General features: G+C 64.0%; 9 protein-coding genes. 5 read left to right on the forward strand and 4 right to left on the reverse strand.

From position 1 onward, the window contains the following. Positions 1-18 precede the first annotated feature (18 nt). On the forward strand, positions 19-1,758 hold the full coding sequence (locus FEV51_RS07785; protein ID WP_138617613.1) for an acyl-CoA dehydrogenase family protein: 1,740 nt from the start codon (positions 19-21) through the stop codon (positions 1,756-1,758). A 15-nt stretch (positions 1,759-1,773) separates the two neighbouring features. Here FEV51_RS07785 and FEV51_RS07790 read toward each other — a convergent pair whose 3' ends face one another. Then, positions 1,774-3,228: a PQQ-dependent sugar dehydrogenase gene (locus FEV51_RS07790; protein ID WP_138617615.1), complete on the reverse strand. Its 1,455-nt coding sequence runs from the start codon at positions 3,226-3,228 to the stop codon at positions 1,774-1,776. Between the two features lie 91 nt (positions 3,229-3,319). On the opposite strand from FEV51_RS07790, the gene FEV51_RS07795 reads away from it, so the two are divergent. From FEV51_RS07795 to FEV51_RS07810, 4 genes are all read left to right on the forward strand, one after another. After that, positions 3,320-3,802, forward strand: coding sequence for a GAF domain-containing protein (locus FEV51_RS07795; protein ID WP_138617617.1), 483 nt, complete (start codon positions 3,320-3,322; stop codon positions 3,800-3,802). 134 nt (positions 3,803-3,936) lie between these two features. Then, positions 3,937-4,725 (forward strand): hypothetical protein, encoded by a 789-nt coding sequence (locus FEV51_RS07800; protein ID WP_138617619.1) that lies wholly within the window; start codon positions 3,937-3,939, stop codon positions 4,723-4,725. Positions 4,726-4,824: 99 nt separating this feature from the next. Continuing rightward, the gene (locus FEV51_RS07805; protein WP_138617621.1) at positions 4,825-5,580 is read left to right on the forward strand and encodes a response regulator; all 756 of its coding nucleotides are present in this window, start codon (positions 4,825-4,827) and stop codon (positions 5,578-5,580) included. 7 nt (positions 5,581-5,587) lie between these two features. Next, a complete protein-coding gene (locus FEV51_RS07810) occupies positions 5,588-6,487 on the forward strand; it encodes a hypothetical protein (protein WP_138617623.1) in 900 nt (299 codons plus the stop codon). Here the strand turns inward: FEV51_RS07810 and FEV51_RS07815 are convergent, their stop codons facing one another. The 3 genes from FEV51_RS07815 to FEV51_RS07825 are packed head-to-tail and all read right to left on the reverse strand — an operon-like array spanning position 6,488 to position 12,317. Further along, the gene (locus tag FEV51_RS07815; RefSeq protein WP_138617625.1) at positions 6,488-10,663 is read right to left on the reverse strand and encodes a hypothetical protein; all 4,176 of its coding nucleotides are present in this window, start codon (positions 10,661-10,663) and stop codon (positions 6,488-6,490) included. Continuing rightward, positions 10,660-11,547, reverse strand: coding sequence for a hypothetical protein (locus FEV51_RS07820; RefSeq protein ID WP_138617627.1), 888 nt, complete (start codon positions 11,545-11,547; stop codon positions 10,660-10,662). Before FEV51_RS07820 ends, FEV51_RS07815 begins: the two co-directional genes overlap by 4 nt. Next, positions 11,544-12,317, reverse strand: coding sequence for a hypothetical protein (locus FEV51_RS07825; protein ID WP_138617629.1), 774 nt, complete (start codon positions 12,315-12,317; stop codon positions 11,544-11,546). The genes FEV51_RS07820 and FEV51_RS07825 overlap by 4 nt, the downstream gene beginning before the upstream one ends.

The following is a 12,317-nucleotide window of genomic DNA, read 5'->3' on the forward strand; positions in this document are numbered from 1 at the left end:
AGCCAAGAGGAATGCCCAGTGACCTATGCCGCCGCAACGCAAGACCAGCTGCTCGCCATCCGCGTAAATGCCGGGATCGAGGAACTGGCAGCGCATGACCGCTTCGCCGCCGCCGAACCCGATATGGTCGAGGCCATCGTCGAGGGCGTCGGCCAGTTTGCAGCAGGCGAATTTGCCCCGCTCAACCGCAAGGGCGATCTGGAAGGCGCGAAGCTGGAGAACGGCGTGGTTCGCCTGCCCGATGGCTATGCCGAGGCTTATGGCCATTATGTCGAGCAGGGCTGGAACGCGATTGCCAGCCCGGTGGATTTCGGCGGTCAGGGCCTGCCCTTCACACTGGCCTGCAATGTGCTGGAAAACATCGGCACGGCGAATATGGCGTTCAACCTGCTCCCCACGCTCAGCGTCGGGGCCATCGAAGCCATCGCGCATCATGGCAGCGAGGAATTGCAGCAGAAATATCTGCCCCAGCTGGTCAGCGGCGCATGGTCGGGCACAATGAATTTGACCGAACCGCAGGCAGGCAGCGATGTCGGCGCGCTGCGCAGCACCGCCCAGCCTATCGAGGATGGCGAGCATGCGGGCAAATACCGAATCAAGGGCCAGAAGATCTACATCACCTGGGGCGAGCACGAGCTGGCCGAGAATATCATCCATCTGGTGCTGGCCCGGCTGCCCGATGCGCCCGAGGGGAGCCGGGGGATTTCGCTGTTCACTGTGCCAAAATACCATGTGGCCGCCGATGGCGCGCTGGGTCCGAAGAACGATCTGCGCTGCGTCAGTCTGGAGCATAAGCTGGGCATCAATTCATCGCCCACCTGCGTGATGTCCTATGGCGACAGTGACGAATGCATCGGCGAGCTGGTGGGCCAGCCCAATCGCGGACTCGCCGCCATGTTCACGATGATGAACAATGCGCGAATCAATGTCGGCAATCAGGGCGTGCAGATCGGCGAACGCGCGACTCAGCAGGCGATGGGCTATGCCAAGGAACGGGTGCAATCGGCCCGCGCCGGATCGGCCGACCGCACGCCCGTGGCGATTATCGAACATCCCGATGTGCGCCGGATGCTGCTGCGGATGAAAGCGCTGACCGAAGGCGCACGCGCGCTGCTGTATTACACGGCCGGACATGTTGATCGCGGCACGCTGGGCGATGCGGTGGGCGCGGCCCGCGCTGAAGTGCTGGTTCCGCTGCTCAAGGCGTGGGGCACCGATGTCGGTGTCGAAATCGCCAGCCTGGGTGTGCAAGTGCATGGCGGCATGGGCTTCATCGAGGAAACCGGCGCCGCGCAGCATTGGCGCGATGCGCGGATCGCCCCGATCTATGAAGGCACCAACGGCATTCAGGCCGCCGATCTGGTGACCCGCAAGCTGGGACTGGAGGACGGGCAGGTCCTGTTCGCGCTGGTCGACGATATCGCGCGCGATGGCGCGGACGAACCTGCGCTGGCGGTGCTGGCACAGGAATGCCGCACGATTGCCGAATGGATGCGCGGCGAGGCCAGCCTCGATGACCGGCTCGCCGGATCAGTGCCGTTCTGTACGATGATGGCAGTGGCGGTGGCGGGTTGGCAATTGCTGCGCCAGTCGCGTGCAGTCGCGGACGGCGCGGCGCCAGCACTTGCCGCCACGAAGCCGGTTACCGCGCGGTTCTTCCTCGACCGGATCGTGCCCGAAGCGGTGGGCCTGAGAGCCGCCGCGACTGCGGGTGCAGCCGGGCTTTACCAGCTGGACTCCGCCGCGCTGGCGGGCTGAGGACGTTCCTCCGGATCAGTTGGCCGGGCGCGCGTAGTCATCTTTGCCGAAGGTTGCGTTCTGCCCGCGCAATTCGCGCTGCGGCGGCAGCCGGTTTCCGGCGATCTGTGTGATTCCCGCCTGTCCTTCGGCACCCGGCGCAGCAACGCGCCAGATAATCCCGGCGGTATCGTCACTGACCAGCAGCGCGCCGTCGCCCGCCCATTCAACCCAGGTCGGGCGGCCGCGCGTGGTACCATCGCCGGTCAGGAAGCCTGACAGCACCGGCACCGGCTTGCCCGACGGGTTGCCGCGCGCATCGAAGGGCACATAGACCACCTCATAGCCCGACGGCGGTTTGCGGTTCCACGAGCCATGTTCGGCGATGAATGCGCCGCTGGCGAAGCGATCACCCATCGTCGCGCCTTCGCGGCTGAATACCAGTCCCAGCGCAGCGACATGCGGTCCCAACGCGTATTCCGGCTTGCGGACGTAATTGATGGTGGCGGGATAATCATATTTCACCCGGCGATCGAAATTGTCTTTCCAATAGACCCAGGGCCAGCCGTAATTCGCGCCTACCGGAAGATTGGTCAGATAATCGGGCACCAGATCCGAACCCAGCATGTCCCGCTCGTTCACGGTGGTCCACAATTCGCCCGACCACGGGTTGAAATCCAGCCCGTTGGGATTGCGCAGGCCGCTGGCGAAGATCCGTTGGCGGCCGGTTGCGATATCGATTTCCCACACCAGCGCTCGGCCAACCTCGATCTCCAGCCCCTTCTCGGCAATGTTGGATTGCGATCCCACGGCGGCATACAGCTTTGCCCCGTCACGGCTGAGCTTGAGATTGCGCATCCAGTGCCCGGTGCCGTGCGCCAGATCGGCGATTTTCTTTGGCGTACCGGTCAATGTCAGCTCGCCCGGCGTGTAGGGATAGGCAAGCACTTCATCGTGGTTGGCGACATACAAGATGCCATCACCCCACGCGATGCCCGAGGGGGAATCGAGATTGTCAGCAAGCACTTTACGCACTTCGGCTGCGCCGTCGCCATCGGCATCGCGCAGCAAAACCAGCTGATTCGGCGATTTGCCTCCGGCACCCGCCTTGCTGAACAGGAATGCCTCGACCTGCTTTCGCAGCCAGCTGCTTTCGCCGGTGCTGATCCCCGGCGATCCGGTGAGTGACACCAGCACGTCACCATTGGGCAGCGTGTGCATCGTGCGCGGATGGTCGAGACCGTCGGCAAAGCGCGTGACCGCCAGGCCTTCAGCGGCAACCGGCACTTCGTCAGCGTCCCACCCGATCGGCTCTGCGATGGCGACAGTCGGGAAGCTTTCGGCGGCCGGCTCGTCAAGCTTGGGATCGACACCCGTAACCTCGGCAAAATCCACATCGGCCTGATCACCGCGGGTGAAGAAATAGCCTGCGACCACAAGGACCAGCAGGAGGACGAGAAGGGCGATACCCAGCTTCTTGAGAGTGCTCATAAGAGCGGATGACTACGCGAGGTGCCGCGCGGCGGCAATGAGTCTTTAGGAGCCCCTTGCAGCACACCGCCAGAACCCTACATCGCTGCGCATGTATGATTTCCGCCCCGCAGCCGATGTCCCCAAACCCGAAGTCTATCGCCAGCTGGCGCAGGCCGCCGATGCGCTGACCGCCGGAGAGCTGGATGCGGTAGCCAATATGGCCAATGTCGCGGCGCTGCTCGGTGAATTTCTGGCTGATCTCAACTGGGCAGGCTTTTACCGCATGATTGATGGCGAGCTGGTACTGGGGCCATTTGTCGGGCGGCCCGCCTGTATCCGTATTGCTGTGGGCAGCGGCGTTTGCGGTACCGCCGCGCAAACGGGCGAAACCCAGCTGGTGGCGGATGTTCACGCATTCCCCGGACACATCCCCTGCGATTCGGCAAGCAATGCCGAACTGGTCGTCCCGGTGGTGCGCGATGGCGCGGTGATTGCGGTGATCGATCTGGACAGCCCGACGCATGGGCGCTTCGATGCCGATGATTCCGCCGGGCTGGAAGCGCTGGCCGCACTGCTCGCCGCACGCATATAAAGCTTTGTCTGGCGAACTGCCCCGCAGGGGGACACCCGGGCGATCCGGCTTTTGCCGCAGGGCACTGTAAATGCTAACAAGGGGTTAACTTGCAACCACCGGTTTGGCCGGAGTCGCGCCTCAGGAGCATTTCGATGTCGGTTCGTTTCATCCTACCCCTCTGCGCCAGCATCGCGCTGGCCGCGCCCGTACTGGCGCAGCCCCAGATCGACTATGAGGCCGGACAATATGTCTATGCGAAAACCGCAGATGCGGCGCAGGATGACGATGTTGTGACCACAACGCTGCCTGTGGAGGGTGCCGAAATAACTGCGGCACGGGTGATCCCCATGCGTCAGGGTGGGCGTCAGGCAGGCGCAGCCCCTGTGTTCGTTTCCACGCCGATGATCCAGCCGCTGACCACGATGCAGCCTGTGGTTACCCTGCCAGCGGCAGCGGTTCCTGCACCCACAGTGGCAGTCGTGCCGCGCGGTCCGATCTATAATGCCGGGCCGGTTTATTATGTCGATCCTCGCAGCATCCCGGCTCCGCAAGTAGCGCCGCCGGGCGGGGCATCGCGTGTCATCTACCCCGCTGGACGCGCCGCGCCTGCACCCGTGCAATATGCCGTGCCGCAGGATTACGCGCAGTCGGCAAGCCCCATCCCTGCCGGATCACAGCTGGTTACGTTTGATCGCGCAGCATGGCTTGGTGCCTGTCGTCAGCGGCTGAGCGGGTATAATGCTCGCGACCGCGCGGCTGCGATCGCCGCGCTGGGCGGCGCTGCGGCGGGCTATTCGGCAGGCCGCGATCACTGCGAAGCCTATCTGGACAGCTATATGAACAGCGCGGCAGCGGGCACACTGGTGCCGCAGCAGGGCTATAGCCAGCAATATATGCTGGTCCCCGTGACTGTAATGGTCCCGCAGGAACCCCGCCGCTAAAAGTTGCGCGGCGCGACCAGACCCTTTCAAAGGCCCGTCTATGCTGGCTAAGGGATCAGCCTTAGCTTCGTATTAACCCTGTGCTGCGATAGGCGATGCATGGCCTCTCGCCCTGCATCATCGTCTGGCGCCACCAAGCAGCAGCCCGCCGTGCCCGCGCGCCGCGAAGAGCTGCGCATTCTTCTGGCCGAGGACAATTGTATCGCTGCCGAATTGCTGCGCATGATGGGGGACCGGCTGGGCGCGAAGATGGACTGGGTCGAAAACGGCCTCGACGCTGTCGATACCGTCCACCGCGCACGCGAAGCCGGATTGCCTTATGCCCTGCTGTTGATGGATGCGATGATGCCTGTGCTGTCCGGCGCGGAAGCGACGCGCCGCCTGCGCGCCAATGGCATTTCGCCTGAAGAACTGCCGATCGTTGCTGTCACCGCCGCCACCGCCAATGACGAGGTTCGCGACCTGTTCGACTCGGGCATGCAAGCTTATCTGGCCAAACCCGTTTCCATCGCCGATTTATCCGCCTGTTTCGATGCATGGGTGACCACGCGCCCCGAAGCGGGTGCACCGATTGCCCGTCACTCGTTCGACGCTCTGCGCCGCCGCTACGCGCTGCGCAAGACCGAGGTGTTTTCGCAATTGGAAGAATGCGTCTCCGCTGGCAATTGCGCCGACGAGGAGACAAGTGCGCTGCGTAACCATCTGCACAAGCTGGCCGGGACTGCCGGTTCGTTTGGCGAAGAGGCATTAAGCGCCGCCGCAGCCGAGGCTGCAGGCGTGGTCGCCGCAGCACAGCCGGGTGAGAGCCATGCGGCGCTGGCCAAGGCGCTGGCGCTGATCAAGGCGGTAGGCTGAGAGCATAATGCGTAACGGGATTTCCTTTCTTATCGCTGCGACCCTGATGTTGGGCGCAGTGCCCGCACACGCCAAGGATGGCGTCGATGTCTGGGCCGAACTGTCCGCACGGGCAGTTGATTCCAGCCGCGCCGTCTTTGAAGGTGATGATATCGACAGCTCGGGCGTCGGCGTCGCCGCCGCCGCCGGGTTCGAATGGAAAAATGGCCGCACCAGCGTGCAATTTGACCTGGGTGCGCAGATTTTCGACTATTCCGAAGACACGCGCGAAACACGCGAGAGTGCCACGGCCAGCGCCACGCTGGCGCAGGAATTAAACGATACGCTGTCAGTCGCGGTGACCGTCAGCCATGCCGAGGATATCGTCACACTCGAAGCGCGCGAAACCGATCAGGATGCAGTGCGGGTCGAGGTCAAATATGAAACCAAGCAGGACCGCCTGCGCCTGCGCGCGCAATATCGCGCCCGCGAATATCGCTCCTCCACCATTGTCGACGATCAGGGCGAAGGGTTTCGCTATGATGCGCAATACAACCGCCGCATTGGATCGTGGCATTGGGCGCGGCTGGATGTTCAGTTCGATGATATCGACAGTGACACTGCGCGCCGCAGTTATCACCGCATGACAGTGCGCGGTAGTTACAGCCTGCCGGTCGCCAAAAAGCTGCGTCTGCGGCCGCAACTGGAATATCGCAGCTGGACCTATGACGAACGCCGCGTGCTGGGTGATCCCGCAAGCGAGCTGCGCCAGGATTCCTACGTCGCGCCGGAAATCGGCCTAGATTATGGAGGCTCCTCGGGGCTGCGCGCCAGATTACGGGCAGCCTACCAGTTCCGCACATCAAACGATCCGCGCTATAGCGACGACGCGCCCTATCTCGATCTGACGATCGGCTACCGGTTCTGATTACCGGCGCAGCAGCGATAGCAGCGGCAGGCGCCCCAGCCGATCCCCGATAGAATTGGCCAGCCAGCCGCCCTTCTGCCGCGACGTCAGCTTCTTCAGCTCCAGCGCCGCGCGCGGGCTGCTGATCTGCTCGGCAATCATCGCTTCATAGATCTTGTCGGCCTTGCGCCTGCGGCTGATCGCATCCCCGCCATCGATGAAGCCTTCCAGCATCGCGAGCAGATAAGCGCGCAGCCGGGATGCCGCGCCGTCCTGCTTTCCGCCCCCACCCGAACCATCCGCCTCGTCCGCCTCGGCGTACACTGACAGCTGCTCGTCCAGCCGTGCGGGTATCGCCGCGACCTGCTGCGGTGAATAGCTGGGCGGGAGATTGTCCGCCGCGACCAGCTTTGCCACCGTATGACGGACGCGTTCATCGCTAAGCGCGCCGTATTCCTGAAAGGACGACAGCATCGCCAACCCCTTGTCCGCCACTGCCGGGTCCGGGTCCAGTGCCTGTTCGCAGGCGCGCGCCACGGCTTCCCACGCCTGCCAGCGATAGACGAAGTCCAGCCCGGTGCCCTTGATGTTCTGCATCCCCATGATGCGGTTGAGCAGGCCCGGCGGGGTCTGCGCCGCGATCAGGCGGACGATCATTTCGCCCTTGATGTAGAAATCGCGGACCGGGACCAGCTTGGCCATGAACACCCGCCGCAGCAGCGCGCGCATATCCGCATCATGGCTGGCCGGATCGCCCGATGAAGAAATCGCGCCGCGCAACTTTGCGTACGCCTTGTGATACTCCGCAATCTGCTCGTAATGCTCCAGGATCGCGTCACCATGCGGCACCGCCTTGCTTTCGAGCAATGCTGCCAGCGCGCCGCCCGATGCTGCCAGCACCAATTCCTCGCCGGACAGATCGGCCCCTACGCCTGAAACCATCGCCTCCAGCCTGCCGAACAGCTCGGCTTCGCTCGCCGGGATGCGCTGCATCTTGGCCAGCCTGTCAAATACTGCCAGCGGTTCCTCACCCTCGGCCACCAGCGATTGCGCAGCGGCGTAAATGTCCCACTCTTCCTCGATAAAGCCGATCAAGCCCTCGATGTTGGAGCCGATCAGGAAGTGCTTGTCCGCTGCAATATCGGTTACCAGGATCCGTGCGAACACCCGGCTGCGCGGCACACGGTCGGCGCGGTTGTTGACCACAGTGCTGACGAAGACCTCAGGATCGCGCGACAGATCGTGCTCGTCAAAGCCCATCCGCGTCCAATTGCCCATCGCGCCAAAGCGTTCATTGGCAGAATTGCCCATGACATATTCCAGCAGGCGGTCATCGATCCGCGCTTGAGGGTAGGTTTTGAGCACGCCCAGATCGGCAACCACCCGGTCGGCCATTTCCTTGAAGCTGAAATCGTCCTCCAGCCCCAATTCGTCGCCCATCGCGGCGACCAGCGCGATATTGTAAGGGTGCTCTTCATAAGGAAAGCGGTCGAGCAGCTGCTGGTGGACCAGCCCCGCCTCTTTCCACGTAATCGCCCGCATCCTGGTGTGCACACGGTCGGCACCCTCCTGCAGGATCGGCAGCATTTCCTCTTCTGTGGTGAGACAGACCGACTGGGCGGGGATAAATTCGGTCATCACTTCGGGAATGTTCCGCCCCGCCGGGCCCTGCACATCCTCATGATCGGGATAGGTGTTGGTCAGCGTGCCGATATTGTCGTTCATCCAGTCCTGCTGCAGCACGCGCACATAGGACGGGTTCAGCCCCATACATTCCCACAGGAACACCCGCGCCTTGAGCCGCCGGGCGATGGCAATCAGATTGTACTGCTCCCAGATCGTCGCCTTGTCATACGGCCGAAACAGGAACATCTCGGTCAGATCTCCAAACGCTTCGCCATTGAGGAACATCGCCTCGCAGCCCGTGGTTTTGGAGACCAGCGGCGGGCCAAGCGCGTTGATCAACCCCGCCTTAAGCCGCTCGGTCCCCGATTTGCCACGTGTGCCCCAACCGCCCAGCCGCAGCGGAATCGCATCGCGCACGCGCCGCGCATGTCGCCCGATGACGATATGGCGTCCAAAAAACCACAGCCACGCCAGCAGAACGAATACGGCCAGCTGGACCAGCGTATTGGCGAACACAGTCGCGAAATAGCTGACCGCATTGTCCCAGAAGATCGGCAGCAGCGCGAAGGGCGCGCCAACGCTGAAAAAGCGCGTGACGCTTTCATCGGCAGGCAGCGGCGCGGGCTCTTCCTCCTCCAGATGCACCGCCTGATGCGGCGTGAAGGTCAGGTCGATGCCTTCGGCGCGCAATAGCTTCACGAAGTCATGGCCGGTGGTGTTGCGCGCCTCGGCAAAGCGGGCGAAATTCGCACTGACCCGCCAGTAAAGGCGCGCCCGGCGCAGCATTCCTGCGGGCGGATGGATGGTCGTCACCCCCTCACTGGTGAACAGCCGCACCGGCTTGCCCAGATCAACCGCGCCCAGCACATGATCGACCAGTGGCAGCCAGTTGCGCCAATTGCCGTCCTCAGACTGGAACAGCGGTTCGCCGGGCACTTTGGTCGGGGCCAGCTCGGCAATGCGCGGCGATGGTGCGGCGATAGTGCCGATAAATTCGCGGCCCGTCGTGTGAAGATGCGCCTGGCGTTTATCGGTCGCATTGACGCGCAGTTCGAACAGGACGCGCCACAGCCGCCGAACTATCCGGTCGCCGCGCCGCAACAAGGGGCGGCGCGCTTCGACCAGGTCGAACCCGAAATCGCGCTGCGCCAGCACGGCCAGCACGCGGCCAACCTTCTCCGGATCCCCTGCCACTGCATCGCCCAGCGCTCCGACCCGGCACGATTCGCCTTCGCGCAGGCGGCCCGCAGCAGCGCGCACTTTTGCCGCAATCGCCTGTCCCTCGGCATCGCCAAGCAGCCAGATGTGTTCATAGGCCTCGCTGGCCCAGCGGCGGATCTTGGGATCGGCGATACGCTGGCGCAAATCGACCAGTGCCTGTTGCAAGGCCCGCGCCGTCGCTTCGGCCTGTTCGTCGCTATTTTCTATCGCCCATTCGCACAGCAGCCGACTCGCATCGATGGCCACGCGTAGCACGAACCCGTCCTCCTCGCGCGCCAGCACGCGCAGCAAGTGTCCGCGATAGGGTTCGATCCCGCCCGCAGCCGCAATTGCCGCCGGATCGGCAAATATCTGCGCGCGCACCTGCGGGTCGCGGTCCAGCCGGAAGCGGGTGGTATAAGGATTGACCAGTTCGGGCGGCAGGATCGGGATGGCCTGCGCCACCGCTTGCCGCACAGCGCCATCGGGGTCGGTCGATAGCAGCTGGAGCGAGGATTGCAGAAAAGCATGGCGTCCTACTGCACCGGCAATCATCCGCGCCAGATGGCGGCGCAGGAACAGCTGGCTGCTCTGCCGCGCCGCGCTCTCGCCGCCGCGCGCACTGGCAATGCGCTGCTCGAGCACCGGGGCCAGCCCGCGCGGTGAGGCGGCCAGCAGTGCGCTGAACGCATGGCACTGTGTCCACACCGATTCGCCCAAATCCAGGGCTGCCCGGCGCGTGTCCCGCAGCGCCGTGTCTGTCCACAGCGTGGTCGCTTCTTCGCCCGAGCTGTTGGCGACATGGAGGAAGGACAGATAGGCCGCCTCACGGATCCGCGGGTCGCCCCGGTGGCTGCGCGCTGCGGCCAGCAGCGGGGCCAGTTCGCGGGCCAGCAATGCCCCGGAACCCGTGACCTCACCTTCCTGCATCGCGCGTCCCGCCAGCATCCCGGCACGCTCGATCGCAAAGCCATAGGCCCGCTCGCGCTCCCCCACGCGGCGGCGATATCGCTCGATTACGGCATCGCTATCGAACCATGCGTCGAACGCCTTGCGGTCGCGGCGCAATTGCCGCGCATCCGCACCGATCTTGGCCGCAAAGTCGAGGATCGCACCGCGCTTTTCCGCTTCATCGGACACGGTGGCAAAGCGGGCGTTGAACAGTGCGGCATCGGCATTGAGCTGCTGCATCTGCGCCGCCTGGCTCTTGGCAAACCGGATCGTGATGCGCGCCAGAACGCTCCACCCCTCGCCCTGTACTGTCGCTTGTTCGGCACAAAGCTCGTCGATAATGTCGTCATAAATCGGCGCCAGCAGTGGTGCGATACCCAGCGCCAGCGCTTCGCGCAGGGACGGCACAGCCTCGGTCATGTCAGCCCCGTGCCGAGGCATTGGCCAAGTCGCGCGCGCAATGCCCCGTCACTTAAAAGCCGCTCGCGCAGCCCGGCGGACATTTCAAGATGGACAAAGCCATCAAAGCCCCCCGCGCGCAGGGCCTGCCCCTGCCGGTTCTGCGTCGCGCCCAGTTCGCGCGTCTCGCCCGGATAGACCAGTACGCGCGCGGGGTGCAGCGCCACCGACAGGCAGTCTGCAACATCAAGCAGGCGCGCGGCGGGATTGTCGCTGCCCTCGCTGATAATCGCATCGGCGAGTTGCGCGGCGCTACTTTCGCGGCGACTGCGGTCGAACCCATGCAGCTGGACCACCCGTCCGCCCGGATGGGTGGCGGCGAAGGCGAGCGAAAAGGCGGTTAGGTAATGCGTCTCGACCCGCGTCGGATCGCCGCCGCCGGGGCAGTCCTGCGTTATTTTGCGAGGTGCCGAATTCCATGCGGCAGCGGCGAAGGGAAACTCCGCCATCAATTGCTCTGCCAGCTGCCCCGTGCCGCGATCAAAACCGCGATGCGGCGCGATCAGGGCAAGCGGGACTGCGCCGCGTTCGCGCAGGCGATAGAGGCCGCGCCCCCGGCAATCGCCATCAATCTCGCGAATGACGCGCTCGCCTTCTGTGTTCGCAATCGGGCGCAGTTCGAAACCCAGCGCCTCCAAATCACGGCCCAGCACCGCACCCTGATCACCCGCCAGCGCACGCGTAAACAGCGCCTGGGCAGTCGCAGCCTCGCGTTGATCGGGCACATAAAACTCCGTCGCTTCGCGCAGGGAGCGAAAGATGGCGGTGGCAAGTATGGCGGACCCGATCATGGCGATGATGACAATGACAAGCGTGCAGCGCCGCGGACGGCGCTGCCTGCTCATTCGTCCTCCTCTTCGTCAGACGGCTGGAAGCGCCCTTCATACATGACCGTGACGGTGTAATCCTGCCCCGGAACCCCGGTGGGGCCAAGCACCTTCCAGCGATTGGTCATCAGCGCCGCGCGCTCGGCATCGGGCAGCAGTTCGGCTGGCAGCGCGCTCGCGCCGGCAAGCTGCGCCTGTTCGGCGGGGCTGCGGCGGTGGAAGGCGGCCAGGGCAGTGCGGCCAATAAAGGGCAACCGCTCATAAACACGCAGGTCAATCTCGCGAACCGCCGGGTCGGAGGGGAGCGGCGTGATCGCAATTGTGCTCGCCGCAGGGGTACTGACGATCACAGTGTCATCCTGAAGCGCAATCTTGAGGTCGCTGTCGCGCACAAAACGGACCGGGCGGCGGAATGGCAGGATGCGGTCGGGATGGAGCGCGCGCGAGTGGATGTCATGGGACGCGATAGCAGTGCCGCCGCTGTCATAGACCTCCACCCGGAACCCATAGGTCCAATAATCGAGCCTATCCCAGCTGCCAGCATCCACCAGCGGCTGCGAGACAATCCGAATGACCCCCGCCGGGCGAGAGAATGCGAAATTGAGCGGCGCTTCCCGGTTGAGTCGGTACACCAGCGACCGCTTGGCTGCCTCCACCTCCAGCTCGCTCTGCGCCTTGCTCCAGCCAATTAGGCGGATGATATCATCCCGCGCCAGCCAGGCAGCGCCAATCCCGATCGCCGTCGCCGCTATCAGGCTTACCAGGCGTCCAATCCGTGTCAGTCGCAT

It is taken from the genome of Qipengyuania marisflavi, from assembly GCF_005884405.1.
GTDB lineage: Bacteria > Pseudomonadota > Alphaproteobacteria > Sphingomonadales > Sphingomonadaceae > Qipengyuania > Qipengyuania marisflavi.